This window comes from Microbacterium sp. A93, from assembly GCF_051842835.1.
In genome coordinates, this window is the sequence record NZ_JBPXMT010000006.1 from 360,410 (window position 1) to 378,410 (window position 18,001).

The window sequence follows — 18,001 nt, forward strand, 5'->3', positions numbered from 1 at the left end:
GAGGCACCATGGAGGGCATGATGCCTTTGATGACCCCCGCCGAGCTGGCCGCCGACTACGGATGGACGAAGGTCCTGGCCTTCGGCGCCCACCCGGACGACCTCGACTTCGGCGCGGCCGCCACGGTGGCTGGACTGACCCGGGCCGGAGTGGAGGTCACCTATGTGGTCATGACGGATGGTGACGCCGGCGGATTCGAAGCCGAGAGCCAGCACACCATGACCGAGCGCCGGCACCGTGAGCAGCGAGAGGCCGCTGCCCATCTGGGCGTGCGGGACGTGGAATACCTGGGGGAGCGGGACGGCTACCTCGAGCCGTCCCACGCCGTGCAGGCCAAGGTGGTGGAGGCGATGCGCCGGCACCGTCCGGACGCGGTGTTCACCATGTCCCCGGAGCGGGACTGGAGCAGGCTGCAGCGCTCGCACCCGGACCACCTGGCCGCCGGGGAGGCCGTCGTCCGGGCCAGCTACCCGGCCGTCGAGAACCCCTTCGCCTATCCGGAGTTCGCGGCCCGCGGCCTGGAGGCGTTCCACCTGAAGTGGCTCATGGTCTACTGCCACCCCGCGGAGCGGTCCAACCTGGCCGTGGACGTGACCGGGCTCGAGCAGGAGAAGCTGGCGGCACTGCGGTTCCACGCCTCGCAGCACCCGGACGTGCAGCGGATGGAGACCTTCGTCCTGGACGGCATGGAGCAGCTCTACCGTGACTGGTCCACCGCTCACGGCACGGGGGAGGCAGTGGGCGCACCGGGTACCGCGCGCCGATTCGTGGAGACCTTCCAGCTGGTGAGCGTCAATGACGCCAGCACCATCAGCGGTTTCTAGTCCCGTTCCCCATCCGTCGACGGGGTGGGCGTGCTGTTGGGGTGACCACCGTAGATCGGGCCCTGCGTCACCTGGTGGACCAGGTTCACGCTGCCGAGCGAGGCCGTCGTCGGTGTCTCGGAGCCTCCCTCGGGCTCAACGGTGACCACGAGGTCCCGGAAACGGTCGATGCCGCGGAAGGTGACCGGGTCCTGGAGATCCTCCAAGGTGTAGGTGCCCAGGCTGTTCGGCGCTGAGCCGTCGGTGGGGAACAGCCAGACCTGGAAGACGTGGCCCTCGCCCGGATCCGGCAGGCCGGCAAAGCTCACGTAGGCCATGCCGTGGTCCTTGGACACGTGGCCCTGCATGGAACCGCCCTCGGTGAGCGAGACCTGCTGGGTGGTGAAGGAGTCCTCGGCTTTGTCCACCACGGCCACGATGTTCGGGCCCATGATCAGCCGCACCACGGTCCACAGGCCCAGGGCGAGCACCAGGAGGCCGGCCACCACGAGCATCCACTTCTTCACGGGTCGGCGCGGTGTCTCCTCCTCCTGCTCGGCCGATGGTCCCAGCCCGTCCACGAGTCCCATGCCCACGTCCTGTGCCGGCAGCCGGTGCAGGAGCTCGTCCAGCAGCTCGGACGGAGGCTCGGTCGCCAGCCCGCGGAAGGCCCACGTCACGGTGCGGCGGGCGGCCTCGATCCGGGCCCGCCACAGGGTGGTGAACTCGGGGCCCTGCTGGTCCAGGAAGCGGTCGAGCTCCTCGCGTTCCGAGCCGGTGACGGCATCGAGGGCCGCGAGGTCGGCCCACTCCTTGCCCAAGCCGTTCTCCAGGTCCTGGCTCAGGTTCAAGGTGAAGTTCCGCGTGGTGCCCGTTCGGGCGGCGATCTCCGGGGTGACGGCGCGCTGCATGACCGGGTCCGCACTGCCGGAGCGGCCGAGGAACTTCTCCTGGTAGCGCGTCGAGATCCGCTGGACCGCGTCCCGCAGTCGTGACTTCACGGTGGGAACGGCCACGCCCAGTTCCTCGGCCACCTGACGGTAGGTGCGTCCGCCGGCCCAGGCCAGATCCAAGGCCTCGAACTGTGCCGGGGTCAGGACGGAGAGCACGGTGGTGGGTTCGCGGTGGCCACCCTCGGAGGCTCCGGCATTCTCCGGCAGCAACCCCTCCCCGAACCCCGGCAGTGCGTCCTCGCGCACCAGGCGGGTCATCGTGTCATGGGCCAGGACCTCGAGCCAGCACAGCACGGAACGGTGCCGCACCGTGGCGGAGTCCTCGTCGAACCGTTCGAACGGGGCCTCGTCCCAGGCCCGGACGAAGGTGAGGACGGTGGCCTCCGCGGCGTCTGCCGCGGACGCGAAGAGGGCGGAGGCCATGCCGTAGACCCACGGCACCGTGGCGTCATAGAACGCGGAGAAGGAGGCCTGGTCGCCCTCTCCGGCCAGCATCAGCAGGTCCTCGAGGCCGGGCAGGCCGAGAGCCGCAGCCGACGGCGAGGACGCCGAAGGGCCCGACGCAGTGCGCGCGCCCGGGGACGGTGCGGACCCGTCATGCGGGGCCGGAGTGCGATCGGAGAGACCGGGGACGTTCTTTTCCATGGTGGTCCCAGCATAGGAACGCCACGGCCCGAGGCCCGGCCGCCACGCGGAGCGTGATCGCACTGCAATCAGGGGTGGGGCGGTGGCACGCCGGAACGCTCAGGCCCCGCCGGCGAATCCGTGCTGGCGCCAGGCCTCGTAGAGGGCGATCGAGGCGGAGTTCGCCAGATTGAGGGACCGGCGCGAGGGCTGCATGGGCAGCCGGACGCGGTCGGTGACACGGGGATCGGCCAGGACGTCCCGGGGCAGGCCGGTGGACTCGCGACCGAACATCAGGACGTCACCGGGACCGTAGTCCACCTCCGTGAACAGGCTCTCGCCCGCTGAGGTGAAGGCGAACACCCGGGCCGGCAGCAGGGCCTCGAAGGCCGCTTCCAGATCGGCGTGCACCGTCATCACGGCCAGGTCGTGGTAGTCCAGCCCGGCACGGCGCAGCTTGGCATCCGAGAAATCGAAGCCGACCGGTTCCACCAGGTGCAGCTCGGCGCCGGTGATGGCGGCCAGCCGGATGATGTTGCCGGTGTTCCCCGGAATCTCCGGACAGTGCAGCAGGATGCGGAACCCGGGGGACCCGGGGGCGGGAGAACGCGGGGCACCATGGTGCGGATTGTCCGGGAAGGTGGCCGGGCCGCCGTCGTGCTGGGGGGTACCGGGGGCAGGGGGAGCGGAAGACACCCGACCATGGTAGTTCCGCGGCCCGGCGTGATGGCTGAACACCCGGCCCGGGCTCAGTACATGGCGCCGAGCAGCCGCGCCAGCAGACGCCGGTCCACCGTGGCCGAGCGGGATCCGGTGCCGAGGAACATCTTGACGTCGCGGCCGAATTGCAGGGGATGGGCGGGCGGGTCGGTCAGGAAACCGGCCTCCGAATCCAGCATCGAGCGGGTGCGGTCGAGCTGGATCACGGGGGCATGCGGATTGTCATCCGGGCCCAGGACCAGCACGAACCCGCCGATCGTGCAATCGGGGAAGGCCCTCTGCAAGGCCACCATGGCCGGGGCCAGGGAGGGCGGGGAGATCCTGCGGTCACCTTTCCACAGCTCGGCCCCATCCCAGCGGTAGACCCCGTCCGGGACCTGGAGGGACCCGATGATCGCCAGCCGGTCACCGCACAGCAGCACGTGGTCGATGGCCCCGGAGTTCAGCCGTCCGAAGGTCAGGTGCAGTCCGTTGACCAGGCGGGTGGCCGGCAGGGAGGCCAAGACGTGGGTCTGCATCGTCCGGATGGCGCGGGCCTCACGGACCAGCCGGTGTCCGGCCGGCAGGATGCCGCGCTTGCGGGGGGCCCCATGGATCTGTTGCGAGCTACGGGCCAGGTCCAGCACCATCTCGTCATCCAGCGGCGGCACGTAGGTGATGGTCCCGGGCCCGCTCGCGGACCTGCCGGTCCGGCTGGCACGCGCGGAGGCGGACGGGGCGGAGGCGTAGGAGGCAGCGGGGCCCGACGACGGCCCGCCGGTCTGCCGGCCCGTCCCGGAACGCCGGGCACCGGCCGTGCTGAACCCGCGGTCGTAGTCGCGGCGCGATCCCGGATCGCCCACGAGTTCCCACGCGTAGCTGACCAGCCGGAACTCGGCGACGTCCCCACCGTAGTCCGGGTGGGTGCGGCGGGCGGCGCGGCGCCAGGCGGCCTTGAGCTGTGCGGTGTCCGCGTCGAAGGACACCTCGAGGACCTCGTAGGCGGAGCGACCGCCGAAATCGGCCGGGCTCACGGGGTGGGGTCTCCGTCCACGGCGGAGGCACCCTGGGGCCGCAGATGCCGGAACCGGTACCGCAGGAAGAGCGCGCCGGCCTCCTCGAGCAGGCCCACGAGGTCCAGTGCGGAGGCCTCAGCCGGCTCGGGACCTCCGATGATGCGGCGCCCCGCGGGGCCGGCCGCCAGCGGGGACAGGGACAGGCACAGCTCATCGGCCTCTCCGGCCGCGCTGAAGGACCCGAACAGGGACGGGCCCCCCTCGGAGTGCACCAGCCGGTGGCCCCGCCGGGCCAGCTCGGCGCGTATCCGAGCCGGTTCGGCCCGGTGCTCGCCGCAGTCCACCACGTCCGCGACCTCCTCGATCGCCCGCCGTCGGCCGGAGTCGGCCCCGGTGGTGGTGAGGATCAGAGGACGTACGGGGGCGGTGCTCAGGAACCCGCCCTCCGGATCCAGGTCGAGCGAGCCGCTAACGACGGCGAGTCCCGGATGCCCGGGCAGGCCGCGCGCCTCGCGCCAGGCGCGGTCCTCGGCGGAGACGAACTCGCCCGCGTACCCTTCGGCGCGGACGGTCCCCGCGCCGACGAGGAGGACATCGGCCGGCCGGCGCAGCAGGGCGAACAGGCGCCGGTCCGCCGCGGTGCCGAGCCCTCCGGAGAGCCCGTCCAGGGTGGCGGCTCCGTCGGCGGAACAGACGAAGTTGAACCGGACCCAGAGCCGGTCCGAGACGTCCGCCGGCGGGGCGTAGAAGGCGACCAGCTCATCATCTGTGAGCTCCGACGCCGGACCCGGGCTCGGGAGCCCGGAGGGGTAGGGGTGCTTGAGCGCTCTCATCGGGCGGCCCTTTCCGTTCTCGTGGTGGACACGGCGTCCCAGCGGGCGCCGTCACCGGAACCGGCGGTGCGGTCGGCCGCGCGGTTGCCGGCATACATGTTGTGCTCCAGGGTCACGGGCTGGCGCCAGCCGAGGATGGCCTCCGTCATCCGGACGGTCGAGACGGCGGGACCCACCTGGTGCATGCGCAGGATCCGGGCGCCGTTCAGCACGCAGAACTGTGCTGCAGCCAGGGAACCGGCCAAGCGGGCGGACTTGTGCTGGTCCAGCGTCTCGCCGATGAAGTCCTTGTTCGAGACCGCAGCCAGCGCGGGGAAGCCGAGGGTCGCGAAGGCATGGAAGTGGCGGGTGATCTCCAGGGAGTGCAGGGTGTTCTTGTTCAGGTCGTGGCCTGGATCCACGATGATCTTCTCCTCCGGGACACCGAGGGACAGGGCCAGCTCGATCCGCCGCATCAGGTGGTCGCGGACCTCGATGACCACGTCCGCGTAGTACGGGGAGGGCACGGGACTGCGCGGGGTGGCCAGGGAGTGGGTGATCACCAGATGGGCCCCGCCGGCCGCCACCACGCGGCCCAGGTCCGGGTCGTGCAGTCCGGTGGTGTCGTTGATGACGTCCGCCCCGGCGGCGATGGCGCGTTCGGCCACCAGCGGCTGGAACGTGTCCGCAGAGAGGATGGCCGTGGCGGCCGGGCCGCCGCCGGTGCGCAGCGCGGCGATGACCGGGGCCACCCGCTCGGCCTCCTCGTGGGCCGGCAGCTCGGGACCGGGCGAGAAGGGGACCCCGCCGACGTCCACCCAGTCCGCACCCTCCTCGGCGGCCTGCCGGGCGGCACCCACGGCGGCGTCCAGGGCGAAGGTGGCACCGTCGTCGTAGAAGGAATCCGGTGTGCGGTTGACCACGGCCATGACCAGGATGCGCGAGCGGAAGTCCACCGTGCGGTGCGCGAAGCGCTGGACCGGGTGCTTGAACTCCGGTTCGACCAGGGGCATCGGTGGCGGACTCCTCGGGTGGATGCGGCCAGCGGACCACCGGTCCGCCTGCAGACATTCTGGCAGGAACCGCCGGGCGGCGTGGAACGGCCGGGTCACGTTCCCACGCGGTGCGCGCCCCGTGATGGCACCATGAGTCAGATGCAGCGCAGACCCCGACCCCAGCCGGACGCCCCGGAACTACGGCTCACCGACCCCTCCGAGGGTGCCTGGGTGGCCGGGATGCTGGAGGCGGGGGAGCGCATCGGCCACGCGGCGTCGATCGTACCCGTGGGGGACCCCGCACCGTATGGGGCCATCGCGCGGATCTTCCACCCGGTGCCCTGGCACCACCGGGACTGGGAGCGCGACGGCACGGCCGCCAGACTGCGCGGGTTCGGCATGGTGCCGGAGGAGTTCGCCGATTTCCGTGATGACCCGGGTTCCTCCGACGGCACCGTCCACGCCTACGGGACCACCACGTGGGGCCGGGTGGCTGAGGACCAGGGGACCGAGTTGCATGCGGCGGCACAGTGGGCGGATCTGGCCCGGGCGGCCGCGGACGAGACCTCGTACTCCACCGGGGATCCGGCCCTGGAATACGCCCCGCCGGAGTCCGGGTCACTGGCCCCGCCGGCGATGGAGTCGCTCGCCGAGGTGCTCCTGGCCCACACCGGCACGCCGGAGGACCTGGTCCTGGGACTGTGGCCGGGCCGCGGCTGGATGGATGGCGGGTCCGCCCTGTTCGGGCCAGCCGTGGTGGAGGCCACCGGTGGTCGGCACTCCTCCCTGCCGATGCCGCCGGCCTTCGGCCCGCAGACCACCCGGTCGATGCGCCGCGGCACCGGACTGCTGGACGTGGGCGGCGGATACCGGGAGTACCTGCTGGTGGCCGACGACGGCACGCGCCTGCGCCATCCGGCGTGGCCGCGGGCGCTGCACCCGATGTTCCCGGCCGGGGACCGCACCGAGTACCAGTCCCCGAACCTGGCCTGGCCCCGGGACCGCGCCTGGGCGCTGGCCAGTGAGATCGACCTCGACTCCACCCTGGTGGCCGGGCCGGCGGACCTCATCCGGGCGATCTGCACCCATCCCGGGCTCGAGGCCGTGGGGGTCCGGCCGAATACCGACCTCACGGTGTTCGCCGACACCGTCAACCATCGCGACCCCGCCGCATGAGCGGCGCGCGTCCCGACCCTCCCCGCCTGCTGCTGTGCATCAACCCCGCCGCCGGTGCCGGTCGGGGTGCCGGGGCGGGCTCCGAGGCCGCCGCCCGCCTGCGCAGCGGTGGGGCCGACGTCGAGACCTTACAGGTGCCCGGTGACGACGGGGCCCCGCCGGCCGCGCGGTACGCCGCTGCCCTCACCCGGCGGCTGCGCCACTGGCCCGGACGCGGACCCGATGCCGTGGTGGTCGTGGGCGGTGACGGGATGGTGCACGTCAGCGCCAACGTCCTGGCCGGCACGGGGATCCCGCTGGGTGTGGTCCCGGCCGGTACCGGCAATGACACCGTGCGGGCGCTGGGCTGGGCAGCCGCGGGCGTTCGGGAATCCACGGAGCGGATCCTGCGCTCGCTGGAACACCCGCCGCGAGGAGTCGACCTCGCGCGGGTGGAGCTACGGGCACTGGACGGTGTCACCGGTGTGGGCAGCGGGCAGGCGGACCCCGGCACGACCGTGGTCCGGTATGCGGTCTCGGGGGTGAACGTGGCCTTCGACGCCGCCGTCAACGCCACCGCCAACCGTCTGCGGTGGCCTCGCGGCAGCCTCCGGTACGTGGTCGCCGTGCTGGCGGAGCTGATGAGGTACCGCCCGGCCGGGTTGCGGGTGCTGTTGGACGGCGTGCCGGGGCCGACCGGGCCGACGTTCCTGCTGTGCGTCATGAACGGCCGGTTCATCGGTGGCGGGATGGAGGTCACCCCCGGCACCCGCATGGACGATGGCATCCTGGAGGTCTTCCACGTCCCACCGATGCATCCCGCCCGGTTCCTGCGCCTGTTCCCCCGGGTCTTCTCCGGCCGGCACACCCAGATCCCCGAGGTCACCATCCGGCCGGCACGTTCGGTGCGGATCGAGGGGATGGAGCCGGAACCGGCCGGGCCCGGGAGCGGGACCGTCGTGTTCGGTGACGGCGAGCCACTCGGGCGGCTGCCGGCCACGATCACCGTGGCGCCCGGACTGCTGGCCGTGCTGGGTGAGGGTGAGGGGTGACGGGGCGACATGAGTCCATCCGGTTGATCGCTTCTACACTGGAGGTATGAGCACCTCCGCCTCCCGGAACCGGGTCTACCTGGACCACGCCGCCACCACGGCCATCCGTCCGGTGGCACTGGAGGCGTTCACCTCCAGCTCCCTGACGGTGGGGAACCAGTCCTCGCTGCACCAGTCCGGCCGGGGTGCCAAGCTGCGGGTGGAGACCGCTCGAGACGCACTCGCTGCCGCCGTGGGCGCCCACCCGAGTGAGGTCATCTTCACCTCCGGGGGCACGGAGTCGGACAACCTGGCCCTCAAAGGCCTGTACTGGGCCCGCCGGGACGCGGCAGCACGCGGCGGGGCCGCCAGTGCAGGGGCGTGCCACCGGATCGTGCTGACCGGGCTGGAGCACCACGCCATCCTGGACACGGCGACCTGGCTGGAGACCCACGAGGGGGCCCGACTGGACTTCGTCCCGGTCCACGCCGACGGCATGGTGGACCTGGAGGCCTGGCGCGAGACCCTGTCCCGGGATCCGGAGACCATCGCCGTGGCGACCCTGATGTGGGTCAACAACGAGATCGGCACCGTCCAGCCCATCGCCGAAGCTGCCGCGATCGCGGCCGAGTACGGGGTACCCTTCCACACCGATGCCGTGCAGGCCTTGGGGGCCGTCCCGGTGGACTTCCAGGCATCGGGCGCCACCACCCTGGCGGTGACCGGTCACAAGCTCGGTGCGCCCGTGGGAGTCGGCGCCCTGCTGGTGCGCCGCGATGCCACCCTGACCCCCGTGCAGCACGGGGGCGGGCAGGAACGGGACATCCGCTCCGGCACCATCCCGGCGGCCCTCATCGAGGCCTTCGCGGCGGCCGCCACCCAGGCCCGGGCACACCTCGACGGGGAACGGGAACGCCTCGGCGCCCTGCGGGACCGGCTGATCGAGGGGATCCGGGAACTGATCCCCGAGGCCCGGCTCACCGGCCCCGAGGACCACGATCCCCAGACGGGGCAGCGGGTACCGGCGGGCACCCGGCGCTCGCCGGCCAACGTGCACTTCATCTTCCCGGGCTGCGAGGGGGACTCGATCCTGTTCGGCCTGGACATGGTGGGGGTGGAGGCCTCCACGGGATCCGCCTGTTCGGCCGGGGTCCCGCGTCCGTCCCACGTGCTGCTGGCCCTCGGAGTGGGCGAGCAGGAGGCCAGGTCGGTGCAGCGGTTCAGCCTCGGGCATACTTCCACGGCCGCCGACGTTGAGCAGGTGTTGGCCGTCCTGCCGGACGTCCATGCCTCCGCGCGCCGGGCCGGCATGGCCGGGCACACCTCCACGATCCAGACGGCCAACAGCACACCGACCAGCAACACACCGTCCAGCAGCACACCGAAGGGAAACCCCACCGTATGAAGGTCCTGGCCGCCATGAGCGGGGGAGTCGATTCCGCCGTCGCCGCAGCACGTGCCGTGGACGCCGGCCACGAGGTGGTCGGGGTACACCTGGCGTTGTCCCGGATGCCCGGGACCTTGCGCACCGGCTCCCGCGGCTGCTGCACCATCGAGGACTCCCGGGACGCTTGGCGCGCCTGCGAGAAACTCGGCATCCCCTTCTACACGTGGGACTTCTCCGAGCGCTTCAAAGAGGACGTGGTGGACGACTTCGTGGCCGAGTACGCCGCCGGCCGGACCCCGAACCCCTGCATGCGCTGCAACGAGCGCATCAAGTTCGCCGCCCTGCTGGAGAAGGCACTCGCCCTGGGTTTCGACGCCGTCTGCACCGGCCACTACGCCAAGGTGCTGCGCACCGAGGACGGCGCCCTGGAGCTGCACCGCGCGGCCGACTGGGCCAAGGACCAGTCCTATGTGCTCGGCGTGCTGACCGCACAGCAGCTTGAGCACTCGATGTTCCCGCTGGCGGACACCCCCTCCAAGGACCTGGTCCGCGCCGAGGCCGCCGAACGCGGCCTCTCCGTGGCCGCCAAGCCCGACTCCCATGACATCTGTTTCATCCCGGACGGGGACACCCGCGGCTGGCTGAACGAGCGCATCGAGATGACCGAGGGGGACATCCTCGACACGGAGGGCCAGCGTCTGGGCTCCCACCCCGGGGCACAGGCCTTCACGGTGGGCCAGCGCAAGGGCCTGAGCATCGGCCGGCCCGCCGCGGACGGACGACCGCGTTTCGTGCTGGAGGTCCGGCCCAAGGACAACACCGTGGTGGTCGGGTCCAAGGAGATGCTCGCCGTGGACCGGGTCACCGGGATCCGGCCCTCCTGGGCAGGCGCCCCGCTCGCCGAGCAGGCCACCGGTGACTGGTTCGAGTGCCACGTCCAGGTCCGTGCCCACGGGGACCCGGTCCCGGCGCGCGCCCGGGTGGAGGGCGCGGGGGAGGGATCCGACGACGCCACCTGGCTCATCGAGCTCCACGAACCGCTCACGGGGGTCGCCCCCGGCCAGACCGCCGTGCTCTACCAGGGCAGCCGGGTGCTCGGCCAGTCCACGATCGACGCCGCAATCAACGCCGCACGCGTCGCCTGACCGTAGGCTGGAGACCATGAGTGAGCAGCCCCACGCCGGGACCGGCCGGTCGGCCGGATACGACCCGCACGCCTCGTCCCTGCAGGGCACCGCAGACCCTGCCGTGCTGGAGGAGCTGTACGCCATCCGCGGCAGTATCGACAACGTGGACGCCACGCTCGTCTACCTGCTGGCCGAGCGGTTCAAGTGCACCCAGCGGGTGGGGCGGCTCAAGGCCGAGCACGAGTTGCCCCCCTCGGACCCGGGCCGGGAGGCCGCCCAGATCCAGCGCCTGCGCCGGCTCGCCGAGGACGCCGACCTGGACCCGGCCTTCGCGGAGAAGTTCCTGAACTTCATCGTCTCCGAGGTCATCCAGCACCACCGCGCCATCGCGGCCGAGAACCGTTGAGCCGGACTCAGCCCGGTTCGGTCCGGGCCACCCTGTTGGGGGACTGGCCGGGGGTCGATCCGGTGGCAGCCGCCGGGGACCTGCTCAACGTCCTGGGCCCCCCGCACCTTCCGGTGCTGCCTGAGCTGCCGTCCCGGGGCCCCGGATCCGATCCGATCGGCCGCACGACAGCACTGTTGGACGGACTCACCGTGGACCTGAGGCCTCACGGCTGGCGGCTCGTGCCCGAAGCCGGGCTGGACCACCGCCGGGCTGTCTCCGCGCTGAGCTCCGATCGCCATGCCCTGACCGACGTGGCCGGGGCAGCGGGCCTCTCGCTGGAGGACCTCCTGGTGCGGGTCACCGGTCCGATGACCCTGGCCGCCGAGCTCTGGCTGCCGGGCGGGGAACGCTCCCTCTCGGACCACGGGGCCCGCCGGGACGTGGCCGAGTCGCTGGCCGCGGGCCTGGCCGCCCACGTGAAGGCGCTGCGCTCGCAGATCGGCGCCGGACGGCTGACCGTGGTGCTGGACGAGCCGCGGGCCGCCGCCGTCCTCTCCGGGGCGCTGCCCACGGCGAGCGGCTACCGCACCGTGCGTTCCATTCCCCGCTCGGAGGTCCGGGCCGCATGGACCCTGGTCCTGGAATCCGTGCTCGACGCCGGCGCGACCGGTCTGATCCTGGCCCCCGGACGGCGCGGGGCCGGGTCGGACTGGTCCTGGTCGGACCTGGCGCTGCTGGCCTCCGAGGCGCTGCCTGCGCGCGCCACCGCCACGACCACCGTTGCCACCGCCACGACCGCCACCACCACCGACCACAGTGGGCGGGACGGCGACGGCTTGCTGACCGCGTTGGCCCTCCCGCTGGCGCCGCTGGAGGGTCCGGGCTCCGATCCCGCACGGTGGGAGCTGGTGGCCGGGTGGACCGAAGCGGGGCGCCACGTGGCGGTCCGGCTGCCGCCGTCCGGATCGACTGATCGTGCCGGGTCCTCCGATCCTGCCGCGGCCGCGGAGATGGCTGGGACCGCGGCGGGCCGGCCCTACCGGGGCGCCGCCGTCGGTCTCGCCCGGACCTGGGAGCGCTTGGGTCTGGACCCGGCGCGGCTCGGCCAGCTCCTCCTGGCCGCCCCGGACCTGTCCGCCGGCACCCGCGTCCAGGCCAACCGGACCGTGGACGGCACGGTGGCCGCCGCCGAGGAACTGGACCGGATCCGTCAGGACGGCGGCCTCTAGGCATACTTCCAGTCGACTTCGGGTGGGTGTTTCGGCCGAACACCCACCCGAAATCGACTGAAAACGCTAGGGGAAGGGTCGGTGTCAGAGGCGGCCGGCGGCCTTGAGCCGCAGGTAGGCGTCCGCGAGCGCGGGCGGCAGGACGTGCGGTGCCTCGTCCACCACCTCGACGCCGAGCATCTCCAGTTCGCGGGCGGCGGCCCGCCGTTCCAGCCCCGCGCGTTCTGCGGCTGCCGCGCGGAAGGTGGTCTCGGCGTCGTCCCGGACCCGGGCCATCTCGGCCAGCTGGGGGTCGGCCACGGCGGCGACCACCACCTGGTGCCGGGCCGTCAGGGCCGGCAGCACCGGCAGCAGCCCCTCCTGCAGCGAGGAGGGCTCCAGATCGGTCAGCAGGACCACGAGTGAGCGCTGCCGGGAGACCGCCGCCACCTCCACGGGGATGCTGGACCAGTCTGCGGAGAGCAGCGTCGGCTGGACGGGGGCCAGGGCTGTGACCATCCGGTGTAGCAGGTTGCCCTTCTCGGTGGAGGAGGCGCGGGCCCGCACCCGCCGGTCGAAGGCGATCAGCTCCACCCGGTCCCCGCCGGCGGAGGCCAGCGCGGCCAGCAGGAGGGCGGCCTCGATCCCGGTGTCCAGCTTGGGTTCGTCGTCCACGCGGGCCGCCGCGGTGCGGGAGGTGTCCAGGACGATCACCACGCGCCGGTCCCGCTCGGGCCGCCAGGTCCGCACCACCACGTCCTGCCGGCGCGCGGTGGCCCGCCAGTCGATGGAGCGGACGTCATCGCCGCGCACATAGTCACGCAGGGAGTCGAACTCGGTGCCGGCCCCGCGGTGCTGGACGGCAGAACGCCCGTCCATCTCCCGCAGGCGGGCCAGCCGTGAGGGCAGATGCCGGCGTGAGCGGAACGGCGGCAGGATGCTGATCTGGCCGGCGGCGGGGACCGTGAGCTGACGTCCCATCATCCGCAGTGGACCCCAGGAGCGCACGGTGAGCGAGGGCGTGCGCAGGGTGCCCCGGCGCCGCGGCAGCAGGTGGGTGAGCACCCGGCGTCGTTCCCCGGCCGGCACGTCCAGCGCCACCGCCGCGTCCGCGCGGGACGGTGACGGGGGCTGCGAGGTCGAGGGGGACGACGGTGACGAAGGGGGTGCCGTCTGTCCGGCCGAGGGCTGCCAGGCGTCCCGCACCGAACCGCGGAGCCGGCGCCGGCCCCGGTTGGTCACCAGCAGCGCGTTGTCCACGTCCTCGTCCAGGCGGGAGGAGGCCGGAAGCTCCCGCTCGAGCAGCAGGGTGCGCGGTGAGGCGGCGAGGACCAGATCGGCGGCCGCCACCAGGACCAGGGCCAGCAGGCACCAGAGGATCGTGTCCGTGCCCGGGCGCAGCAGCACGGGGAGCAGGCAGGCCAGGGCCAGGGCCAGGAACCGGCCGGAGAGGACCATCAGCGCGCGCCGATCAGCGGGGGACCGGGACGGTGGCCAGTAGACCGGAGAGCACCTGGTCCGTGCTGACGCCGTCCAGCTCGGCCTCGGGCCGCAGCGAGACCCGGTGCCGCAGGCAGGGCAGGGCCATGGCCTGGACGTCGTCCGGGGTGGTGTAGTCGCGGCCGTTCAGCCACGCCCACGCCTTGGCGGTCTGCAGCAGGGCGGTGGACCCGCGGGGGGAGACCCCCAGCTGGAACGAGGGGGAGAGTCTGCTCGCGCGGGCCAGATCCGTGATGTAGCCCAGCACCTCGGGTCCCGACTGGACCTTCCCGACGGCGGCGCGCGCCGCCTGGATCGTCGCGGCGTCGGCCACGGCGGTGACACCGGCCGAGGCCAGGTCCGAGGCCGAGAAGCCCTCGGCATGGCGGCGCAGGATCTCGACCTCGTCCTCGCGCTCGGGCAGCTCGAGGGTGACCTTCAGCAGGAAGCGGTCCAGCTGCGCCTCGGGCAGCGGATAGGTCCCCTCATACTCCACCGGGTTCTGGGTGGCGGCCACCATGAACGGATCCGGCAGCGGCCGGGAGACCCCGTCCACCGAGACCTGGCCCTCCGCCATGGCCTCCAGCAGGGCGGCCTGGGTCTTCGGCGGGGTGCGGTTGATCTCGTCCGCCAGCAGCAGGTGGGTGAAGACGGGGCCTTCACGGAACTCGAACTCACCGGTCTTCGTGTCGTAGATGAGCGAGCCGGTCACGTCACCGGGCATCAGGTCCGGGGTGAACTGGACGCGGTGGGTCTGCAGGTCCAGTGCGGCGGACAGGGTGCGCACCAGCAGTGTCTTGGCCACCCCGGGCACGCCCTCGAGCAGGACGTGGCCGTTGCAGAGTAGTCCGATCAGCAGTCCCGTGACGGCCGGCTGTTGTCCGACGACGGCGCGGGCCACCTCCTCGCGCACGGCGCCGAAGACGCGGCGCAGGTCCTGGTCCGTCGGGGCCTGCCGGTCCGGCTGTCCCGGTTGTCCCGGCTGGTCCGGCTGGGACTCGGGGTTCGCAATGGTCATGGTGTCCTTCCATCGGGGTCTGGGGTCTTCGGGCCGGGCGGTGTCGGATCGGTGGTCAGGGCCGCCTGCACGGCCTCCTCCAGCCCCTGCAGCCGCCGGCCGGCGGCCACGAGGTCGCGGGAGGTACCCACCTGCGCCACGTCCAGGTCGGCGGCCACCCGGGAGGGGTCGCGGCCGGTGACGCGCGCCACCGCGGAGACGACCGCCTGGACGGAGGCGCCGTGGCCCAGTCTCAGGGTGCGGGAGAGCCGCACCAGGGTGGCCGATCGCAGCGACCGGGCCGCGGCATCGTGGTGACCGAAACGTTCGTAGAGGCGGGCCCTGCCCACGGCGGCCTCGGAGGCGGGCACCACCACGGGGAGGGGCTCCACGGCCAGTGGGCCATGGCGGCGGCCCCGCCACAGCATGAGCACCACCAGGCAGATGATGAGCCAGATCCCGGCCGGGCGGACCCAGTCCGGCAACAGCTGCTCCGTGGTCGGCGGGCCCTGGTCCACGGCGGCGTCCTGCAGACCCGGCAGGTACCAGACCACGTCCGCGGACCGGCCCAGCGACCACAGGGACAGCACGGGGTGGCCCTCGGTGTCGGCCGACTCGTTGGCGAAGATGCCGTGGTCGCCGAAGACGAGGGTCCCGTCGGCGGTCTGCAGCACGGTGTGGGCCGGCCCGCTGGGCCCCTCACCGGTCCCCGGAACGGGGAAGCAGGCCTCGGCGTCCGGAGCGCGATAGGCCCGGCCGGCGGCGGGGATGGACCGCGCCTCGCGCCCCATCGGGAGCCGGCACCGGTCCCCGGAGGCCAGCCGGTCGCCGTCGGGCACCTGCCCGGCCTGGGCGACCGAGGGGGCGAGGTGCTGCAGCACCGCGAAGTCCGGCTCGACCAGGACGCGGCGGTCCGCCTCGACCGCCGCGGCGAGCTCGTCCAGTCCGGCCGCGGGTAGGTGATCGGCGGCATCGTGGAACAGTACGGAGGCCTCGGGGTGCTCGTCGGCCAGGGCCACCGCCTCGTGGAGCGAGGTGGCCGGATGCACCGTGATGCCGTGGTCCTGCAGGACCCGGACCACGGCCAGTGCGCCCTGTGGGGAGGCCGAGTCGGGGGAGAGCAGGCGGTCGTCCGGGGTCTGCCGGAGCATCGAGGGCACGGCCACGAGCAGCAGCAACGCGGTCAGGACGAACCAGATCCAGGCCTTCCGCCACCAGTGCGCCAGGGCGCGGCCGGTGGTGGGGATCTCCGGGGTGGCGGTGCCAGGGGTGGAGGTGCCGGGAGTGGCGGTTTCGGGGGTGGAGGTCGCGGTGCTCATCGGGGGGCCACCATGCCGTTCTGCCCACCGGATCCACTACCCACCGGGATTGCGGCCAGCGCCCGGTGCTGCAGCCGTTCGTCGAGCTCCCGGACGGCTGCCGCCTGCTCCGGGGTCGCCGAGCGCTCGCCGTACACCACGGCGTTGAACCCGTCCGCGGCCGCTTCGAGGGCATCACGCTCGGCGGGGAACGCCACTCCCAGTCCGTGGGCGGCCTCGGTGGCGGTGCGTCCGGGCTTGACCGTCAGCGCGGTGCGGACCTCGGCCTGCCGGACGAGGGCCCGGTACCAGGCGGCGAGCGCCTCGCCCTGCTGTCCGGCTGCCGCAGCGGAGGCAGCTGTGCGCCGGTACTGCTCCGGGCTGATCGAGCGGTCGGACAACACGGCGGCGGCCCGGCGGGCGCGGGCCGAGGCGTTGGTGCGGGGGCGGACCAGCCAGAGCACGACGCCGGCCACCGCCACCAGGAGGAGCGGCAGGACCCAGCCGGGCAGGGAGGGGGCGGCGCCGCCGAGGGAGTCGAGCCACTCGACCACAGCCGCCAGTGCCTCGCGGAGCCATTCGAGGATCGGATGGGGTCTGGCCTCGGCATACTCCGAGGAGGACAGCTGCTCCTGGAGCAGACGGCGTGCCTCATCCCGGTCCGGTTCCCACCCGTCCCCGGGCGCCGCGGACGCGGCCGCGACCCGGCCCATCACCCATCCCATGCCGCCCGGCTCAGCGATCGGCAGGCCCCGCGGGAGGGCGTCCCGGAACCAGATGGTCGGTGCCGGCGGCGGCCTGGACGTCCTGGACCGTGCTGAACCGTGCATCGTCGCTCAGCCCGGCGGCCTCGGCCGCTGCGGCAAGCTCCAGGTCGAAGCTCTCCTGACGGATCCGGTAGTCGGTGTAGAGGAGCGCCACGAGGCAGGCGGTGTAGACGGTGGCCAGGGAGCCCACCAGCGAGGTGGCGATCACGCTGACCAGCATCCAGATCCGCGATTCCTCGAACATGGCCTCGGCCGTGGCATCCTCCGAGAAGGGGGCGAAGACCCCGCCGATCATGGACAACGGGGTGGTGATGATCGAGGACACCACCCCGACGATGATGCCCACCAGCAGGATGATGCCGAAGGTCCGCCACCAGTGGCCGCGGGTCAGGGTCCAGGACCGGCCCATCGCCTTGAGGGGGGATCTGAGTTCCACGGCCGAGGCGGATGCGGCGAGCAGTAGCTTGACGTAGAGCCAGACCCCCAGCACCACGCTGGCGATGGTGAGGACGAACAGCAGGATCCCCATCACCCCGGCCAGGGTGCCGTCCTCGTTGAGCGCGGCGATCACCAACCCCACGATCACGGCCAGGAACAGCAGGACCAGGACGAAACCGGCCACCATGTAGATCAGGCCGAGGCCGATCAGGGACCAGACCTGGCGTCCGGTCAGCCTCCAGGCCTGGCCGAGGGAGGTCTTCAGACCTGCGGCGGAACGGAGGACCACCACGGCCAGAACGCCCTGGGCGACGACCCCGGCCAGTCCGGCGAGCAGCGCGCCCGCCACCGTCAGTGCCACGAAGCCGGAGAGTTCCCCGAAGACCTGGATCGCCGTGGAGTCCTCGAGGAAGGGGTCCACACCCGAATCCTCCATGCGCAGGAGGCCGGCGACGGTGTCGAACATCAGGGTGGTGGCCAGGACGGAGACGAGGATCTCGATCAGGGAGACGATCAGGGCGGTGCCGACCACGGCGGCCGCATTGCGCCGGATGACGGCGAAGGATCCGCCCAGCAGATCACCCAGGGCCAGCGGCGTCAGCGGGATGACGCCGGGCCGGCGTGACGGAGCAGCGTAGGCGGGCTGGCTGCTGTAGGGATTCTGCTGCATCGGTGGCTGCCCATAGGCACCGTAGGGGGACTGGCCTTGAAGGGGTGGCCCATAGGGGGAAGGGCCGTCCTGCTCCCAGGGGCCCCGTTGGCCGTCGTTCGGATACTGATGCTGGTCCAACGGAAGATCCCCCTGCGGTATCTGCTGTATCTGC

At 72.6% G+C, this 18,001-nt stretch carries 17 protein-coding genes; 7 read left to right on the forward strand and 10 right to left on the reverse strand.

What is annotated here, in order from left to right; translation table 11 throughout:
• Positions 1-17: 17 nt before the first annotated feature.
• On the forward strand, positions 18-824 hold the full coding sequence (locus ACSU1G_RS17270; RefSeq protein ID WP_439281200.1) for a PIG-L deacetylase family protein: 807 nt from the start codon (positions 18-20) through the stop codon (positions 822-824).
• Here ACSU1G_RS17270 and ACSU1G_RS17275 read toward each other — a convergent pair.
• From ACSU1G_RS17275 to folP, 5 genes are all read right to left on the reverse strand, one after another.
• Entirely contained in the window at positions 821-2,401 is a 1,581-nt protein-coding gene (locus ACSU1G_RS17275; protein WP_439281201.1) for an anti-sigma factor domain-containing protein, read from the reverse strand. The two genes, ACSU1G_RS17270 and ACSU1G_RS17275, sit on opposite strands and share 4 nt — an antisense overlap.
• Positions 2,402-2,500: 99 nt before the next feature.
• Positions 2,501-2,956, reverse strand: coding sequence for a tRNA (cytidine(34)-2'-O)-methyltransferase (locus tag ACSU1G_RS17280; RefSeq protein WP_439281278.1), 456 nt, complete (start codon positions 2,954-2,956; stop codon positions 2,501-2,503).
• A 173-nt stretch (positions 2,957-3,129) separates the two neighbouring features.
• The gene (locus ACSU1G_RS17285) at positions 3,130-4,113 is read right to left on the reverse strand and encodes a DnaJ domain-containing protein (protein ID WP_439281202.1); all 984 of its coding nucleotides are present in this window, start codon (positions 4,111-4,113) and stop codon (positions 3,130-3,132) included.
• A complete protein-coding gene (locus tag ACSU1G_RS17290) occupies positions 4,110-4,928 on the reverse strand; it encodes a pyrimidine reductase family protein (protein ID WP_439281203.1) in 819 nt (272 codons plus the stop codon). Before ACSU1G_RS17290 ends, ACSU1G_RS17285 begins: the two co-directional genes overlap by 4 nt.
• Positions 4,925-5,920: a dihydropteroate synthase gene (gene folP, locus ACSU1G_RS17295; RefSeq protein ID WP_439281204.1), complete on the reverse strand. Its 996-nt coding sequence runs from the start codon at positions 5,918-5,920 to the stop codon at positions 4,925-4,927. The genes ACSU1G_RS17290 and folP overlap by 4 nt, the downstream gene beginning before the upstream one ends.
• Before the next feature lie 141 nt (positions 5,921-6,061).
• Here folP and ACSU1G_RS17300 point away from each other — a divergent pair, with 141 nt between their 5' ends.
• The 6 genes from ACSU1G_RS17300 to ACSU1G_RS17325 are packed head-to-tail and all read left to right on the forward strand — an operon-like array spanning position 6,062 to position 12,219.
• Entirely contained in the window at positions 6,062-7,078 is a 1,017-nt protein-coding gene (locus tag ACSU1G_RS17300) for a hypothetical protein (RefSeq protein WP_439281205.1), read from the forward strand.
• Positions 7,075-8,109: a diacylglycerol/lipid kinase family protein gene (locus ACSU1G_RS17305; protein ID WP_439281206.1), complete on the forward strand. Its 1,035-nt coding sequence runs from the start codon at positions 7,075-7,077 to the stop codon at positions 8,107-8,109. Before ACSU1G_RS17300 ends, ACSU1G_RS17305 begins: the two co-directional genes overlap by 4 nt.
• Before the next feature lie 46 nt (positions 8,110-8,155).
• The gene (locus ACSU1G_RS17310; protein WP_439281207.1) at positions 8,156-9,493 is read left to right on the forward strand and encodes a cysteine desulfurase family protein; all 1,338 of its coding nucleotides are present in this window, start codon (positions 8,156-8,158) and stop codon (positions 9,491-9,493) included.
• On the forward strand, positions 9,490-10,620 hold the full coding sequence (mnmA, locus tag ACSU1G_RS17315; RefSeq protein WP_439281208.1) for a tRNA 2-thiouridine(34) synthase MnmA: 1,131 nt from the start codon (positions 9,490-9,492) through the stop codon (positions 10,618-10,620). The genes ACSU1G_RS17310 and mnmA overlap by 4 nt, the downstream gene beginning before the upstream one ends.
• 16 nt (positions 10,621-10,636) lie before the next feature.
• Entirely contained in the window at positions 10,637-11,008 is a 372-nt protein-coding gene (locus ACSU1G_RS17320; RefSeq protein WP_439281209.1) for a chorismate mutase, read from the forward strand.
• Positions 11,005-12,219, forward strand: a complete 1,215-nt coding sequence (locus ACSU1G_RS17325; protein WP_439281210.1) for a hypothetical protein — start codon at positions 11,005-11,007, stop codon at positions 12,217-12,219. The genes ACSU1G_RS17320 and ACSU1G_RS17325 overlap by 4 nt, the downstream gene beginning before the upstream one ends.
• 84 nt (positions 12,220-12,303) lie before the next feature.
• Here the strand turns inward: ACSU1G_RS17325 and ACSU1G_RS17330 are convergent, their stop codons facing one another.
• The 5 genes from ACSU1G_RS17330 to ACSU1G_RS17350 are packed head-to-tail and all read right to left on the reverse strand — an operon-like array spanning position 12,304 to position 17,847.
• On the reverse strand, positions 12,304-13,656 hold the full coding sequence (locus tag ACSU1G_RS17330) for a DUF58 domain-containing protein (RefSeq protein ID WP_439281211.1): 1,353 nt from the start codon (positions 13,654-13,656) through the stop codon (positions 12,304-12,306).
• Between the two features lie 13 nt (positions 13,657-13,669).
• Positions 13,670-14,695, reverse strand: a complete 1,026-nt coding sequence (locus tag ACSU1G_RS17335; protein WP_439281212.1) for an AAA family ATPase — start codon at positions 14,693-14,695, stop codon at positions 13,670-13,672.
• Positions 14,692-15,993: a DUF4350 domain-containing protein gene (locus ACSU1G_RS17340; RefSeq protein ID WP_439281213.1), complete on the reverse strand. Its 1,302-nt coding sequence runs from the start codon at positions 15,991-15,993 to the stop codon at positions 14,692-14,694. Before ACSU1G_RS17340 ends, ACSU1G_RS17335 begins: the two co-directional genes overlap by 4 nt.
• Positions 15,990-16,697: a DUF4129 domain-containing protein gene (locus ACSU1G_RS17345; RefSeq protein WP_439281214.1), complete on the reverse strand. Its 708-nt coding sequence runs from the start codon at positions 16,695-16,697 to the stop codon at positions 15,990-15,992. The genes ACSU1G_RS17340 and ACSU1G_RS17345 overlap by 4 nt, the downstream gene beginning before the upstream one ends.
• A 10-nt stretch (positions 16,698-16,707) precedes the next feature.
• The gene (locus ACSU1G_RS17350; RefSeq protein WP_439281215.1) at positions 16,708-17,847 is read right to left on the reverse strand and encodes a hypothetical protein; all 1,140 of its coding nucleotides are present in this window, start codon (positions 17,845-17,847) and stop codon (positions 16,708-16,710) included.
• Between the last annotated feature and the right edge of the window lie 154 nt (positions 17,848-18,001).